The sequence below is a fragment of the Periweissella fabaria genome (assembly GCF_918814575.1).
GTDB classification, from domain to species: Bacteria; Bacillota; Bacilli; order Lactobacillales; family Lactobacillaceae; genus Periweissella; species Periweissella fabaria.
The window spans coordinates 149,400-164,923 of record NZ_CAKKNS010000003.1 but is presented as its reverse complement, the minus strand read 5'-3'; the positions used below and the strand labels follow the sequence as shown (position 1 = coordinate 164,923).

14 protein-coding genes are annotated in these 15,524 nt (G+C 36.7%); 8 read left to right on the top strand and 6 right to left on the bottom strand.

Going from position 1 to position 15,524, the window contains the following annotated elements:
• Positions 1-44: 44 nt before the first annotated feature.
• From walK to LQZ75_RS04820, 5 genes are all read left to right on the top strand, one after another.
• Positions 45-1,898 carry a cell wall metabolism sensor histidine kinase WalK gene (gene walK, locus LQZ75_RS04840; RefSeq protein ID WP_230096708.1) on the top strand — a complete coding sequence of 618 codons (1,854 nt, stop codon included), beginning with the start codon at positions 45-47 and terminating at the stop codon, positions 1,896-1,898.
• The gene (locus LQZ75_RS04835) at positions 1,888-3,231 is read left to right on the top strand and encodes a YycH family regulatory protein (RefSeq protein ID WP_230096707.1); all 1,344 of its coding nucleotides are present in this window, start codon (positions 1,888-1,890) and stop codon (positions 3,229-3,231) included. The genes walK and LQZ75_RS04835 overlap by 11 nt, the downstream gene beginning before the upstream one ends.
• Positions 3,232-3,248: 17 nt before the next feature.
• Positions 3,249-4,103, top strand: coding sequence for a two-component system regulatory protein YycI (locus LQZ75_RS04830; RefSeq protein ID WP_230096706.1), 855 nt, complete (start codon positions 3,249-3,251; stop codon positions 4,101-4,103).
• Complete coding sequence (locus tag LQZ75_RS04825; RefSeq protein WP_230096705.1) at positions 4,100-4,915, top strand: MBL fold metallo-hydrolase; 816 nt, start codon at positions 4,100-4,102, stop codon at positions 4,913-4,915. The genes LQZ75_RS04830 and LQZ75_RS04825 overlap by 4 nt, the downstream gene beginning before the upstream one ends.
• 96 nt (positions 4,916-5,011) lie before the next feature.
• Positions 5,012-6,280, top strand: coding sequence for a S1C family serine protease (locus LQZ75_RS04820; protein ID WP_230096704.1), 1,269 nt, complete (start codon positions 5,012-5,014; stop codon positions 6,278-6,280).
• A 63-nt stretch (positions 6,281-6,343) separates the two neighbouring features.
• Here the strand turns inward: LQZ75_RS04820 and LQZ75_RS04815 are convergent, their stop codons facing one another.
• Entirely contained in the window at positions 6,344-6,934 is a 591-nt protein-coding gene (locus tag LQZ75_RS04815) for a TVP38/TMEM64 family protein (protein WP_230096703.1), read from the bottom strand.
• Positions 6,935-6,992: 58 nt separating this feature from the next.
• Here LQZ75_RS04815 and LQZ75_RS04810 point away from each other — a divergent pair, with 58 nt between their 5' ends.
• Positions 6,993-7,682: an NAD(P)H-dependent oxidoreductase gene (locus LQZ75_RS04810; protein WP_230096702.1), complete on the top strand. Its 690-nt coding sequence runs from the start codon at positions 6,993-6,995 to the stop codon at positions 7,680-7,682.
• Positions 7,682-7,861 carry a hypothetical protein gene (locus LQZ75_RS04805; RefSeq protein WP_230096701.1) on the top strand — a complete coding sequence of 60 codons (180 nt, stop codon included), beginning with the start codon at positions 7,682-7,684 and terminating at the stop codon, positions 7,859-7,861. Before LQZ75_RS04810 ends, LQZ75_RS04805 begins: the two co-directional genes overlap by 1 nt.
• 40 nt (positions 7,862-7,901) lie before the next feature.
• Here the strand turns inward: LQZ75_RS04805 and LQZ75_RS04800 are convergent, their stop codons facing one another.
• Positions 7,902-8,924 carry a helix-turn-helix domain-containing protein gene (locus tag LQZ75_RS04800; protein ID WP_230096700.1) on the bottom strand — a complete coding sequence of 341 codons (1,023 nt, stop codon included), beginning with the start codon at positions 8,922-8,924 and terminating at the stop codon, positions 7,902-7,904.
• 289 nt (positions 8,925-9,213) lie between these two features.
• On the opposite strand from LQZ75_RS04800, the gene LQZ75_RS04795 reads away from it, so the two are divergent.
• Positions 9,214-10,332, top strand: a complete 1,119-nt coding sequence (locus tag LQZ75_RS04795; protein WP_230096699.1) for an LCP family glycopolymer transferase — start codon at positions 9,214-9,216, stop codon at positions 10,330-10,332.
• A gap of 81 nt (positions 10,333-10,413) precedes the next feature.
• Here LQZ75_RS04795 and LQZ75_RS04790 read toward each other — a convergent pair whose 3' ends face one another.
• The 4 genes from LQZ75_RS04790 to rlmD form a co-directional block, all read right to left on the bottom strand.
• Entirely contained in the window at positions 10,414-11,508 is a 1,095-nt protein-coding gene (locus LQZ75_RS04790; RefSeq protein WP_230096698.1) for a DUF871 domain-containing protein, read from the bottom strand.
• On the bottom strand, positions 11,501-12,787 hold the full coding sequence (locus tag LQZ75_RS04785; protein ID WP_230096697.1) for a PTS sugar transporter subunit IIC: 1,287 nt from the start codon (positions 12,785-12,787) through the stop codon (positions 11,501-11,503). Before LQZ75_RS04785 ends, LQZ75_RS04790 begins: the two co-directional genes overlap by 8 nt.
• Positions 12,788-13,167: 380 nt before the next feature.
• Positions 13,168-13,887 (bottom strand): acetolactate decarboxylase, encoded by a 720-nt coding sequence (gene budA / locus LQZ75_RS04780; RefSeq protein WP_230096696.1) that lies wholly within the window; start codon positions 13,885-13,887, stop codon positions 13,168-13,170.
• A gap of 90 nt (positions 13,888-13,977) precedes the next feature.
• Complete coding sequence (rlmD, locus tag LQZ75_RS04775; protein WP_230096695.1) at positions 13,978-15,444, bottom strand: 23S rRNA (uracil(1939)-C(5))-methyltransferase RlmD; 1,467 nt, start codon at positions 15,442-15,444, stop codon at positions 13,978-13,980.
• Positions 15,445-15,524 lie beyond the last annotated feature (80 nt).

Here is a 15,524-nt window from a genome sequence, read left to right as displayed (position 1 = left end):
TATTTAGCTAGCTAGCCTAATGAATAACGTGTGGAGGGGAAACCGTGCAACGCTTTTTAAAATTATTCCAATCCATCCATTTTAAAATCGCACTCGTGTTTGCTTTGATGCTCTTAGTGACATTAGAATTTGTGGGTGCTTTTTTTGTGCACCAATTGGAGCAACAAAATCGTAAAAATTTCAGTAGTCAAATTGCCTTACCCACATATATTGTACCGGCATTAGGTCAAAAGTTAACGCTTAATAATCAAACTAATGCTGATAGTCAAATTCATGCGGTTTTAGCAGATATCAATAACCAAAATATAACCGAAGTCCGTGTTATTGATGCTAAAGGAACGATTCGTGGAACAACGGATGTTAATAATCAACAAATTGTTGGCCAAAAGACGACGGATAATAATGTTAAAAATGCATTATCACAGCAACGTTATGAAAAAGATATTGTTGAAGTAGACAATGGCCAACGGTACGAGATTGTCACCACACCAATAACCACAGTTCAAGATGGGCGCAGTGCGGTCGTAGGAGTCACTGTTGTCCGGGCAAACATGGAATCGGTGTACCAAAGTATTAATAGCATTACTAAGATTTACTTATATGCATCAGTTGTTGCCATTATTTTAGGAATTATCATGGCGATTGTCATTTCTCGCGCGATTACGCGGCCAATTGAAGAAATTAATCAGCAAACCCGCTTGATTGCCGATGGTGATTATAGTGGACAAGTTAAGATTTATGGAAATGATGAATTAGGACAATTGGCGCAAGCCGTTAATGTTTTGTCTGAACGGGTTGAAGAATCAACGGCAGCATCTGAATCTGAACGGCGACGGTTGGATTCGGTTCTTGCACATATGAGTGATGGGGTTATTGCGACTGATCGACGTGGGATTGTAACTATTATTAATGAAGGCGCCCTTAATTTGTTAGGAATTGATAGCTTAGATGATGCGGTTGGTAATTCAATTTTAGATATTTTAAGTATCCGTGGTCAATATTCATTACGCCAATTATTAGAAACTCAAGAAGAACTAGTGCTTGACCTTTCTGGCACTGACCACGAGCTGATTTTACATGCCTATATTAGCTTGATTCAACGTGCATCAGGCTTTATTTCAGGGCTAGTTATTGTGTTACATGACGTTACTGAGCAAGAAAAAATTGATCGTGAACGCCGGGTCTTTGTATCAAACGTATCTCATGAATTACGGACGCCCCTTACGTCAGTGCGTTCATATATTGATGCGTTAGTTGATGGTGCTTGGAAAGATCCGGAAGTTGCACCTAGTTTCTTACAAGTTACACAGGATGAAACCCAGCGGATGATTCGGATGATTAATGATTTATTAGCGTTGTCACGCATGGATTCAGGAACCACAAAGTTGGAACTAGAGTACGTTAATTTAAATGAGTTGCTTAATTATATTTTGAATCGATTTGATATGATTATCGAAAAAGATGATCAACCAGAAAAGCAATATAGGATTGTCCGTGAATTTACTGAAAAAGACATTTGGGTAGAATTAGATACGGATAAGTTTACTCAAGTTGTTGATAATTTAATGAACAATGCGATTAAATATTCACCTGATGGTAGTGAAATTACAGTCCGCTTATTGCAAACGAATAATTATGCAATTTTAAGTGTCACGGATCAAGGATTGGGAATTCCACGTAAAGATATTGCTAAAATTTTTGATCGGTTCTTCCGTGTTGACAAGGCCCGTTCACGTAAACAAGGTGGAACAGGGTTGGGACTAGCGATTTCAAAAGAAGTTGTTACCTTACTTGGTGGCCGAATTTGGGTAGATAGTGTTGAAGGCAAAGGCTCAACCTTCTACATCTCATTACCTTTTGAAAAATATGATGAAGGAGATGACTGGGATGCCGAATAAAGATGCACGCGTTGTCAAAAAATTTGGTGTTTTTAGCCAGTATATTTTGCCAACATCATTAGTATTAGTAATTATAATAAGTCTGACTTTTACATGGCTTATTTGGACTAATCCAGCACATTTTAATAAAAATGCTAATGAAAACACGACCTCAGCGGGGCCAGCGCAATTATCCGCCCGCGCATTAACTGATATTTACTCACCATCTCAGATTATTCATACAGATGGTAACCAAAATCAAAAATTATTATTTGATCAAAAAATTAATGTTATCAATGAAGTAATTAAAGATATGAAAGTTTGGCATTTTGATAAAGTTAAGCCAATTAAAAAGGTAACAGCCAAGGAATATGGGGAGACGTTAAATCAAGAAGATGCGGTAATTTTAAATTATCCAGATAGTATTGCGGGTGGTCTTTTAAATGATATTTTTAACCAACAATTAACGATTAATGGGAATGTTGAATTTAATCGAATTTTGGTACCGTTGGGTGAACAACTAGATAAAATATATTTATTAAATGATGCTAATTTTGCGATTTACGAAATTGATATTAATGCAGGTAATACAAATGCTATCATGCAAACAATCAAACAAGTCAAGACTGCTATTCCAGTAGCCGAGCAGCTATATCACCAACATGTTTTGTTAAATTATCCAAATGAAATCAGCTTAAAACAATATTCATATTTACAAAATAAGCAAAGCCAGCATTTATTTTTGAATGCATTATTCAATAATGGTTCAAATGGTAATTTCAAAACACGTAAAACAACAGCCGCAACGTCATATGAAGAAGGTAATAATCGCCGGGTTAGTTTTGATAATAAAACTGGGGCCGTTGATTATCAAAGTTTTAGTGGGACTAAAGGCGGAACGAGTTTAAACAATGCGTTACGGCAAGGATTCAATGATTTATTGTCAATTGGGGTGCCACTTGATAATACTCGATATTTTGAAACTAATAATGCAAACGACAGTTTTGTTTACCGCACCTATGTAGAGGGCTTTCCGATTTTTAATCAGACTCGTTATGGGACTGTTAGGTTAAGTTATGAAAATCCAGGAACTGAACATGCAATGTTTTCGCAATATTCATTACAAGTGCCATTACCTAATAATCAAGCCGCCGTTAAATTAGAATCAAGTCCAGAAGTGATCCAAAAATTAGCTACGGTAGGAGTAGGTGTTAGTAAAATTGAAGATATGCAAATTGGTTATGAATGGCAGACGGATCCAAGTTCGGATATGGTTGTTAACTTACGTCCAGTTTGGTATATCGAAATTAGTAATAAATGGAAGCGTTTAGATCAATGGGTGCAAAAAGATTAGAAAGGTAGGGATGATACGTGGACTTTAAAAGAATTCAGTGGATTTTCTTACTTATTTTTGTGGCAATTGATGTCTTTTTAGGATTGCAATGGTACCAAGGAATTCAATTTGATACTGTTGATACGGTGGGTTCAACTTCCGTATTAAAAGAAATGCAAGGCGATGACATTAGCTTTAAGCGACCATCGGATAAAGTTGGCGAGGGCTTTTATATTGCGGGCCAAGATGGACCGGAATTTACAGCGCATATGGAAAATTTACGAGGACTTTCAACATCTTATAATAGTTCAACACGAACTTTAACGGCACAACTTGGTGATAAAAAGCGTTTTAAATTGAACTTTGATAATCCACAACGAACGTTAGATCATTTTATCAGGGGATCACAAAATGTTTTACATGGTGATGAATACGTCTTCAGTGAAGAGTTGAGTCAAATGGATAAGCATGAGATTGTCTACGTTCAAGTTGTGCCATCAGGTAAGGTGTATGATAGTAGTGGTGAAGTGCATTTTAAGTTGGATGATGATGGCTATGTAAGTGGTTATACACAAACATATGTGAGTCAACCTAAAATTTTGCGGGAAAAGACGCCAACAATCAGTGAAGAAAAAGCACTGACATGGTTGTACCAATATAATCAAATTCCCAATAATACAACCGTTTTATGGACAAAATTGGCTTACACAAAATTATTAGATGTCAATAATACAACCGTTTATGTGCCAACTTGGTTCTTCGGTTTACGAACAAATAACAGTGATAATGTGCGAATTAAGCGTATTAATGCTTTCACCGGAACAATTGTTAAAGATACACCACAAAAAGTTAATATTGTAAATGAGCTACAAGAGAAGGAAGTGATTAAGTGACAGACATTTTTAATACCGATACCCTGAAAGTTAGTGTACTAGCGAGTGGTAGTTCAGGTAATGTAACTTATATTGAAACACCGACTCGTAAAGTTCTAGTTGATGCAGGCTTATCTGGTAAGAAAATAACTGAATTAATGACCTCAATTGGCCGGTCACTAAGCGATATTGATGCCTTGTTTGTAACACATGAACACGTTGATCATATTAAAGGTGTTGGTATTTTAGCACGTAAGTATGGCATGCCAGTCTATGCTAATGCCGCTACGTGGGAAGCGATGGGGCCAAAGATCGGTAAAGTCGCTTTAGAACAACAAATGGCTTTTGAACCTGGCAAAATTATGACATTAGGGGATCTTGATATTGAAAGTTTCCCGGTTTCACATGACGCAATTAATCCGCAATTTTATCAATTACATCATGCCGGTAAGAGCTTTGCTATTGTAACGGATACTGGTTATCTTTCCGATCGATTACATGGGACATTAGCTAACGCTGATGGATATTTACTGGAAACAAATCATGATATTAAAATGTTAGAGATGGGTAGTTATGCATGGTCATTGAAACAACGTATTTTAGGTGATAAAGGGCACTTATCTAACGAAGATGGTGCATTAGCAGCGATTGATTTATTAGGTCAACGAACAAAGCAAATTTATTTAGGCCACTTAAGTAAAGAAAACAACCAAAAGGTGTTGGCTCATTTAACGGTTGAACAAATGATGCAAGCCCGGGATATTGGTGTTAATCATGATTTTAAGCTATATGATACTGACCCAGAACAAGCCAGTCCTTTACGAGCTATTTAATTGCATAGATGCCAAAAGTCCTTTAACCTTGATTTAATTTTATTTCTTTATTATAAGTGATATAAGCAATGATAAAATTTCTTGGAGGCAAGAGATATGGATAATCAAAATAAGACCCGAACACGCGGGATTAAAAATAGTTCAACTAAAATTGTCATTACTAGTTTGGTTGCGGGGATGCTTGGTGGTGGTGTCGTTATTGGTGGTAACAACGTCTACCAAGCATGGCAAGCAAATCAAGATAATCAAGCCTTGAACTCTTCAAGTAAAAATGTTGGTGGGGTTAAAGTACAAAAAACAACCGCTGAAAAAAATAATGCGACAAGTGCATTTGACAAAGTTTCAGGTGCGGTGGTATCGGTCATTAATTTACAACGTCAAAATACTAAGGGTAACAGCTTAGACGCAATTTTTGGTAATAATGATTCAGCAAGTAAAAAAACTGGTAATCTGGAAACTGCATCTGAAGGATCAGGAGTGGTATTTAAAGAAGCGAATGGTGTCGCCTATGTAGTTACGAATAATCACGTAGTGCAAGGATCGAATGCGTTACAAGTTATTTTGAGTAATGGTACCAAGCTAGATGCTAAGATTGTTGGTACGGATCCAACAACTGATTTGGCCGTTATTAAAATCAGTGCAGCACAAGTTAAAACGATCGCTAACTTTGCTAATTCTGATGATATTAACGTTGGCCAAACGGCATTAGCAATTGGTTCGCCATTAGGAACGCAATATGCAACTAGTTTGACAGAAGGAATTGTGTCAGCTAAGAAACGTGCCGTAGCGGTTATCAATGAGCAAGGGCAACAATTGGGAACCGCTAATGTTATCCAAACAGATGCCGCAATTAATCCTGGTAATTCAGGTGGTCCATTGATTAACTTAGCAGGGCAAGTGATTGGGATTAATTCTATGAAGTTAGCAAGTGATGCTAACGGTACAAGTATTGAAGGAATTGGCTTTTCAATTCCCTCAAATGAGGTCGTGAACATCATTAACCAATTAATCGCTAAAGGATCGATTGAACGCCCAGCTTTAGGGGTGACATTAACGGATTTAGCTAATATTGATGCAAATGATCAAAAAAATGTTTTAAAATTACCTGCCTCTATTCAAAATGGAGTCGTAATCATTAATACTTTAAGTGACAGTCCAGCCAAGGTTGCCGGAATTAAAAAATATGATGTCATTGTTGGGATTGATGGTAAAACAATTAAGAGTCAGTCTGATTTACGTGATGTATTATTTAGTCACAAAATTGGTGATACGGTTGAATTTACATTCTATCGTGGTAGTAAACAGATGACAGCCAATGTTAAATTGACGTTGAATACAACAAGTTTGGCAAAGGAAAGTAAGTAATTAAAAAATCCGTACGAAGGCGTATTAACCCTCGTACGGATTTTCTGTAGATGAAAATGACATTTAAAAGAAATGTTTTAAAAATGAAAATGCACCGGAATAGGCGGCAATTGAAAGTGGTTTTGCAATCAGTAGGATAATGATAAATGTACGAAGGCGCATTTCTGATAAGCCTGCAAGCATTGATAAGATATCATCAGGTGCCCCAGGTAACAAAATGGCGATTGCAAAAATGCGGGTGAATTTTTGTTTATCCTCAATCCATTTTAAATATTTAGTATGTTTTCCTTCGTCAATATAATTGGTCACAAACGCCTTACCAAAGCGACGGACTAGTAGAAATGCTAATGTTGAGCCAAGGACAATTGAGGTGTAGTTGTAAACAAAACCTAACCATGGCCCAAATAAAACGACCCCAGCGGTTAATGTTATGGTTCCGGGGATGATAGGAATTAAGATTTGAAAAATTTGTAAGGCAAAGAAAATAACCGGTGCTAAAAGGGGATGCGTATTGATACCAACAATTGATCGTAGCACTTTGATATCCGTAAAAGCCCCAATGTACCATAAGTATAGGCCTAATACAGCAAGCAGTATTAAAACAAAATAACTGAGATATTTAAAAATTTGATTAGTTTTGGTGGTTTTTGCCATCAAATGTGAGCCAACCTTTCAGTGGATAAATACTAGTTTTTATGGAGGGAGTAAATAGATGAAAACTTTAATTATTGTGGCGCACCCAGATTATAAACAATCAAGTACGCAGCAATTTTTGCAACACCAAGTTCCCCAAGATAGCGAGGTAACATGGCACCTTTTAGATGATATTAATGACCTTGATGTCGCAGTAGAACAACAACTTTTACGTGATCATCAACGAATAATTTTTCAATTTCCCCTATATTGGTACAGTGTACCAGTAAGTTTACGACAATGGCAAGATGCCGTTTTAACCCGTGGTTTTGCATACGGGACGAATGCTGTTTTAGCGGGGAAAGAATTTGGAATAGTCGTTTCATTAGGCGAACCCATTAATGAATATCAAGCCGGTGGCCGTGAGTATTATACCATTAGTGAGCTTTTAAAACCGTTACAAGCAATGGCTAATAAATTACAATGGCGGTATTTGAAGCCATTAGTAATTAGTCAATTTGACTATATGACAGATGCGCAACGCTTGGATTTAGTTGTTAATTATCAACAATACGTAACCATAGATGATACAAGCTTTGCTGGGCAACAACAATGGTTTATTAAGCAATTGTCAGCAAGAATTAATACTGAAAATGATCCAGTAAAAATAGCCCAGCTAATCTCAATCTTGACGCAAATTCAAGATAACTATGACGAGTTAACCGAGTTACGGTGGACGGTTGATTTGATTCGTGATGAGGAGGAGTAATGGAAGAACAAACATGGTTAATTACGACAATTGAAGACTTGTTAACTAGTAGCACTAAGCTAGAAGATCGGGCTTTTTATCAAGGACTAAAGGCTTTAGCTAATGAACAAATTACACGTTTAGATCAAAGTAGTGGTGAGTTAGATGGCCGTATTTGGAATCCGAGTCGTTGGGGATAAAAAAAGCCTAGGCATGCTAGCTTAGGCGACTTTAAATAAATTAATGTTGATTAACAAGGTTCTCAAGTAATTTGTTGAGTTGTTCAGTAACCTCTTTAGAATGGCTGTTACGTAAACTTAAAAATAGTGAAACAGGATCAACTGCTAATTGATAATTCTTAGGTAATAATTGATTAAAGACTTGGGAATCATATTTCCAAATTTCAACAGCAGCATTATTCTTAGGTGTTAAACGTGCGTTGAATTCGGGGAGGTTAGCTTGTTTAAGTTCATCAGTTAATTGGTTATTTGAGATAGCCCAACTTACTAAGGTAGTTGGGGCAATTAGTGTAAATTTACTGAGGGCGGTTAAACTTGCTAGTTTTTTTTCTTCGATTTGTTCAATCTGATTAATTGGGACATACAATGTTTTTTGAACCGGGCTAGGTAACAAACGTAGAATTTCATTCACCCACGAGTTTAAATCATAGCCAGTTGGAATTGAAAAACTATGATTTCGCGTATAGCCACTTGTTGCCAACCAGCCGGCATCTACAAATGTCCGTAAGGCCCGTGAGATTGTCATCGCGGTAATGTTGAGATAATCGGCTAATTGACGAACCTTAATATGGAATGTGTTACTATCATCATCATGCAATAATTTCCAATAAATAAGAGCTAAAATAATAATTTGTTGGTTTTTTGATAATGAAATTAATTGCATCGTTGGCTTGGTAACTTTAACTGGTTTTAGGGAAGGTAGGTAGAATCCCATTTGGCTGATAAAACCAAATTGATTTTTAGTCAATAGCATTTGCGTGTCAATTGAGAAAGAATCCGCTAAAAAAATAATTGGTAAGGGGACATTTTTGAGTAATTGAATTAACTGAATTAAGTGATCTTCATTCAACTCAGCAGATGTATCAATCAAAACGACCTCTTCTTGATTGATTGTCACATTTGCAAATGAAATTGATGATTTTAATATTGTTGGCATAAGAGCTAACATTTCATTGTTTGGCGCAAAATCAGTTAAAACTAAACCATATTGATTTAATAATTGTTGGACATGTTCCAAAGTCATTCTCCTTTTGTAACAATTTTCAATAAATTATAGCAAATACACTGCTAAATAACTAGTAGTCTTAGAGGATAACACTTATTTATTAGTGAAGGTTGCTAACTTTGAATAAATAATTGTTTAAATATCCATAGGGTTAGTTGACTTTAAAAATAATAATGCAATAAAATATATACTTGAATGTGTATGCAATTTTTGTACTCAAAACAAATTTACAATTATTTAGTGATTTGAAAAAGATGGCGTAGTAGTTGCCAGATGTCCTAAAGTATAGAAAGAATAGGGATTAGTAATGGAAAATCGACCAAATGATAACCAACTTCCAAGTCGGATACGGAATCATAATAACGAAAATAATAATAAACCAAAACAAAAAAAGAAAAAACATACCACATTAAAAGTAATTATTACCATTATTGTACTCATGTTATTGGGTGGTGGAGTTTTTGCCTTTAATGTGTATCGTAATGCCCGTAATGCCCTTGATTCAACATATAATCCGTTGGCGAAAGGGTTTAAACGAGCACGTGATGTTTCAGATGTTTTAAAAGAGGGACGTCCTTTCTCAATTCTACTTATGGGAACGGATACTGGTGATTTTGGTCGGTCATATACTGGCCGGACAGATTCATTAATTTTAGCAACTATTAATCCAAAAGATAAGACAACAACCATGATGTCACTACCACGTGACTGGATGATTTCGATTCCAGGAAGTGAATCATATGGCATGCAAAAACTTAATGCGGCTTATGAGTTTCCATTAAATGGAAAGGGACACCCAGAAACGGCAATTTCGGCAGTCCAAGATTTATTGAATGTGCCAATTGATTTTTATGCTGTTATTAACATGGGTGGGTTGGTTAAGACGGTTGATAAGGTTGGGGGGGTTGATGTTGTCTCACCACTTTCATTTGAATTTGCGGGCTACACTTTTGTTAAAGGCAAAGAGTATCATTTGTACGGTAAAAAAGCTCTTGAATTTTCACGGATGCGCGATGATGATCCTCAAGGAGATTATGGTCGGCAAATGCGTCAACGATTAATTCTGACAGCTTTATTGAAAAAATCAGATAAAGTACAAAGCTTATTTACACCTGGTTTCTTCGAGTCTATTTCAAGTAATATTCGAACAAATTTATCATTTAATGATATTATGACGTTGGTTGCTAAATACCGTTCAGCTAAAGATTCAATTACCTCAACAAATATCCAAGGTATTCAGTACTTATACCGTGGTCAATCATTCCAAGTTGTCTCACCAGCTGCCCAACAAAACGCTACTGATACATTACGTAAATCACTTAACATAAGTCAAGCTAATACGGGAAATCGCTTTGCAAGTAAGAATCCATCTTCGGTGGCAGAAACGATTCCGAGTTATGCAAGAATTCAAGCATCTGGCCAATAAACCGATGTTAGTTAAATATATTTAAAATAAAAAACTCGTAAGGATTTATCCTTACGAGTTTTTTGTATTTAAGGGTTAACTTTACGCTTGCTGGTGTAACGTAAAGTTGTGCCAAGGATGCAAGAAATTAAGTAAAACTTCAGCATGCGGATCAATCCGTCCAACTAAATTATAGTGTTCATTATTAGTGAATGGTTGTAAGACAATTTGCAATTCACCTTTATATTGACCAAAATTATCGTTACCAATAATGACATCGCCTCGTTCAAAATTGGTTGGAGCGGAGGTCGGATTAATTGCTTGGTCACGGTATTTTACCCGTGGTTGGCTCGAACGAATCATATAATCAGAGAAATCTCCCCGATATTGGTGCAATTCTTCAAACGCAATGGTTTGTTCTAGTGGACTAACATTGTTTGCAAGAATTACAGGTAAAGACAGTGTCGGTTCGTTAAAGGCAACACTGACAACTTCTAAATCGGTATCACTAACAAAAGAGCTACTGATGATAATATCATCAATTAGGTTAGTTGCTTTTAAGAACCGGACTTGCGTTGCCAAATCCATTGTTCGTTCACGTTCAGCGGTAACCATTAAATTAGCAAATGGCCAAGGACCAACAGAACCGGATGTTGAATCAACAAAAGCGGCCGTTGTTAGTTGGTATTTTTTGTATTGGGCTGAAGTACTTAATAAGTAATCATCACCAAGACCAGAATATGGTTGTGGGTAGAAGTTATGGCAACCAGTTAAATTATGACGGTTAGCGCCAAAATCCATAATCATATCAATATAGTGCTGACCACGAGAAATATTGATTTCAATGTTAATATTATATGGATTTTGTGTCATCAAAGCTTCTTCATGGCCAGTGAAGCCTTCATCTAATCGCACAGCAGCAACACCTAAATCAGCAAAAAATGCGAGGTCATTGGCTTGCATCCCAATTTCATGTAGTACGGCCGGGTTGACATCAATACTGGTCTCAAAACCTAAGGTATTCCCATATTGAATAATTGCTTTAAAGTTAGCAATTGTTTCATCAACCGAATCGCGGACTTCTAACATTGATGTGAAAATACGTTGATAGCCTAAAGCAGCAGCTTTATCAAGGTATGCTTGCATCTCAGCGAATGTTGATTTTGAGGGATAAATAGAAACTCCAAGTTTAGGCATTTTCTACCTCTTTCTTTTGTTGGTCTAAATCAATTATTTTAACAAATGGTAAGTAAAGCAACGTGTCTAAAACAAGTAAGAAGATTTGTAATACCGCACCAGAAATATGTGAACCAGTTGCTAAGAAACCTGAAATGATTGGTGGCATTGTCCAAGGAATGACGATCCCAACGGTTGCATGCACAATCCCAGTACTCATAGCAACGTAAGCAATAATCGCATTTAAAGCTGGAGCAAGTAAGAACGGAATTAATAACTTAACGTTTAAGACTACCGGAATCCCAAACATGGTTGGTTCATTAATGTTAAAAATTCCGGGTGCGGTAATCAAACTACGCAAAGTTTTAAATTGGGTGCTTTTGGCAACCAACCAAAATGAAATTACTAATCCAATTGTGGCACCACCACCACCAATATAAACAAATAAATCCATAAATGGTTGTGTGACAATATGGGGCATCACAGCATTGGCGTTTTTGGCATAAACTTTAGCGTTATCAGCCATTAAACCTAACCAAATTGGTGACATAATTGCACCGGTTAAGTTACCACCATGAATACCAATGAACCAGAATAATGATGTTAACATAGCAACAATGACTGCCCCAATCAATGAGCCACCAAAGGCTGATAATGGTTTACCCAAAATAATTTGGAGAATTTGGTGAATGTCATGGAATGGAGTAGCTGCCAAACCAGCATAGATAAGACCCCAGAAGACGATAATGACAAAACCGGGAATTAAAGCGGCAAATGAACTAGCAACTGCTGGTGGAACTCCATCAGGCATCTTAATTTGAATGTGGTGTTTGACAAACCATTCAAAAATTTTGGTAGTGATTAAACTAACTAAAATAGCAGCGAATAAACCAGATGCACCTAAGTAGTTGTAGCCGATACCTTCAAGCATATCTTTAGTTACAATACTTGGTGTTAATAAAATAAAGCTAGCTAGTGCTAAGATACCGTTTGAAACGGGGTCGATTTTAAGTGCTTGAGCATACCGATAGGCAATCCCAAAGACAGAAACAATCCCCATTAAACCAAAGGAGGCGTTATTAACTTTAACTAACCAGTTAAAGACGCCAGTTGCCACTAACCAATTTTTAAAACTGTCAATTGCAAAACCATTAGCAATCAATAATGCAAGTGAACCGACAATGATAAGTGGCATTGATAAAGCAATCCCGTCACGAATAGCATTTAACGCCCGGTTGGCAGCTAATTTTGAGCCAATGGGAGTTAAGTATTTTTCAAGGAACTTAGTAATGTTGTCCATAATATACACTTTCCTTTCTTGTATTAGCTTAATTGTAAGCGTTTGCATAAAAAATGTTAACTTATTTGCTCTGGTGAAAATAATATTTTGATAAGAATATATAATGGTATAGTTTGAATTTTTAGAGATTAAATAGCGTTAAACATCAATATAATCGAAAAGGTATAAATTTATGAAATGCATATAAAAAGGCCGTGACAGAAGGTATGTGCAATCAAGAAAAATACTAAAAAAGCCTCCCTGAAGAAAATTTCTTCAAGAAGACTTCGTAGTATATAGAATATATTGAACTACTAGCGGGCGTTTTGGCAGTAAATCACTACTAAAATTTAGCTATGTCACAGTCCTTTTAATAATACACATATGATAGTAAAACGATGCTAGTCTTGGAACCCTTCAGATTCTTCAATGGCTGCTTTAAGGGTTTCTAAATCGTTTTCATGGTTACGGAATTCGTCATCATTGATGGGGAAGTGTTGTTCAATACCATCAAAAATTTCAAAAGTTCCATCTAATTGTGAACCAACGAAACTCAAGAGGTGGCCCCCAAATTGGTGATCATCACTTAAGAAGTGGAGGTGCCAACCAGCTGCGGTAATATTACCAAATAATTCAGGTGCATAATATCCGATAATAGTTCCGGATACATTTTCAGTATCAAAAATGGGTTGGTTTTTAGTAACTGCTAGCAAGCTAGGATAAGGTTTTTCTTGCTTAGGTGCAACCCGGACTTTGACAGCATTAAAGTGACCATGAAGCTTGATAGTTGCAAAGACATTTTTAAGGTTTTTATCGGCCGCAAAGGTTTGGTTTAAGAGCGTAAAATCTGCCTTAGCTAACGACAAAGGTTGTTCATTTTCAGAGGGCTTGTGGACCGATGCAAACGGTAATGTGGTATCCATGTCAGTGATATGGTTAACTGTTCCAGTTTGATCAACTTGGTACACATCATTATCAAGAATAATGACTTCACCATCAAGACCTGTAAATGTTCCTAAACCATAGTTTCCGTGCTTAAGTAATTCAGCTAAGGTAATTGTGCCATCTAATTTGGCGGCAATTAAAACTTCAATGGTGCTGTGTTCAAATAAGTTACTCATGATGGGCTCCTCTAATTATTATTTTATGCAAAAAGGCTAATACGGTTGATTAGCCTTTTAATAGTATTTAGTGTTATTTAACGGTACCGGTTAGTCTTTACGTGTAAACTTAACGATTGCCTCAACCCGGGCCGTTTGTGGGAACATATCAATTGATTGAATGTATTCCACGTTATAGACCTTAACTAAGTCTACTAAATCACGTGCTAACGTTGATGGATTACATGAGATGTAAACAAATTTTTTCGGCTTAACATCTAAAATAGTTGTCCGTAATTGTTCGTCTAATCCGGTACGTGGTGGATCAACGATAATTGCATCGGGAATCCAGCCTTCTGCAACCCAGTTAGGAATGAGGTATTCAGCTTCACCAACAAAATATTCAGCATTAGTAATACCATTTAACTTCGTATTCCGGTTGGCATCAGCAATCGCTTCTGGGACAGTATCCATTCCACGAACTTCACCAACTTTATCGGCGACTGCAATTCCAAGCGTACCAATTCCTGAGTATGCATCGACAAGCCGATCTGCAGATGTTAAGTCAAGTGCATCAAGGGCTTCGCGGTATAGGCGAGCCGTTTGCTTAGGATTAAGTTGTAAGAATGCTCGTGGTGAAAGTTCAAAGAATTTACCATTAATTTGTTCAGTAATATATTTTTTACCATCTAAGTGCACAGTTTCGGCACCCCAAATTAAGGATGTTTTATCAGGATTAATATTTTGATTAATTGACGTAACTTGTGGTAATTTTTCATGAATTGCAGCTAATAAAGCGCGTAATTGTGGAAATTTCTTTGAGATAGTCACAAAAGTTACTTGGACTTCACCAGAATATTCTGAGACCCGGACAATAATTGATTTTAAAATTCCTGAATCAGAGCGTTCATCGTAAATAGGAATACTTAAAGTTTCTAAGATTGAGCGAATCCCACGCATAACTTTCATAGTTGCTGGATGTTGGGTGGCTACATCGGGTAAATCAACTAAATCATGTGTTCCAATTTTAAACATTCCCACGGCAATCCGATCATCAATCATCCGGACAGGGAATTGGGCTTTATTACGGTAATGATAAGGATTATTCATCCCAATCGTTGGTAAAAGTTTAAATTTGTTAAACCCACGAGGTTTAAATTTTTCTAATGCTTGTTCAATGACGTCAACTTTATAGTCTAGTTGCGCTTGGTAATCCATGTGTTCGAGATCAAAACCACCCACTAAGCCAGCATATTGGTCACGTGGGGTTACTCGATTAGGTGAAAATTCACGGACTTTGTGAATTTTAGCCACGAGGTAGTGCGGTTCAATGTCAGTAACTTCAGCGATGACAACTTCATCAGGCAAAGCACCAGGCACAAAAGTAATCTTACGTTTGTAGTAACCAATCCCTTCACCATTGATACCTAAACGTTTAATCGTTAGCGGGAAACGCTGGCCGATTTCAACTGTTGGTTCAACTGTAGGTTGGGTTGGTTGTTGGGGACGACGTTTAAACGGTGGGCGAGATGGCCGTGTTGACCGTTTATTGGTCTTATTGTTATTCGAATAAGTCATAAAAACTCCTCAGTAGAGATACAAAGTTCAATTAAGAACAGCTACGCCAAATGGCAATTAAAGTACTTGCTAATTATAAC

Coding starts and splice junctions, on each gene's coding strand:
- LQZ75_RS04785 (WP_230096697.1), bottom strand. CDS start 12,787: ATGGACAACATTACTAAGTTCCTTGAAAAATACTTAACTCCCATTGGC.
- LQZ75_RS04805 (WP_230096701.1), top strand. CDS start 7,682: ATGGAAGAACAAACATGGTTAATTACGACAATTGAAGACTTGTTAACT.
- LQZ75_RS04810 (WP_230096702.1), top strand. CDS start 6,993: ATGAAAACTTTAATTATTGTGGCGCACCCAGATTATAAACAATCAAGT.
- budA (WP_230096696.1), bottom strand. CDS start 13,887: ATGAGTAACTTATTTGAACACAGCACCATTGAAGTTTTAATTGCCGCC.
- LQZ75_RS04820 (WP_230096704.1), top strand. CDS start 5,012: ATGGATAATCAAAATAAGACCCGAACACGCGGGATTAAAAATAGTTCA.
- LQZ75_RS04795 (WP_230096699.1), top strand. CDS start 9,214: ATGGAAAATCGACCAAATGATAACCAACTTCCAAGTCGGATACGGAAT.
- LQZ75_RS04835 (WP_230096707.1), top strand. CDS start 1,888: ATGCCGAATAAAGATGCACGCGTTGTCAAAAAATTTGGTGTTTTTAGC.
- LQZ75_RS04790 (WP_230096698.1), bottom strand. CDS start 11,508: ATGCCTAAACTTGGAGTTTCTATTTATCCCTCAAAATCAACATTCGCT.
- LQZ75_RS04800 (WP_230096700.1), bottom strand. CDS start 8,924: ATGACTTTGGAACATGTCCAACAATTATTAAATCAATATGGTTTAGTT.
- rlmD (WP_230096695.1), bottom strand. CDS start 15,444: ATGACTTATTCGAATAACAATAAGACCAATAAACGGTCAACACGGCCA.
- LQZ75_RS04815 (WP_230096703.1), bottom strand. CDS start 6,934: ATGGCAAAAACCACCAAAACTAATCAAATTTTTAAATATCTCAGTTAT.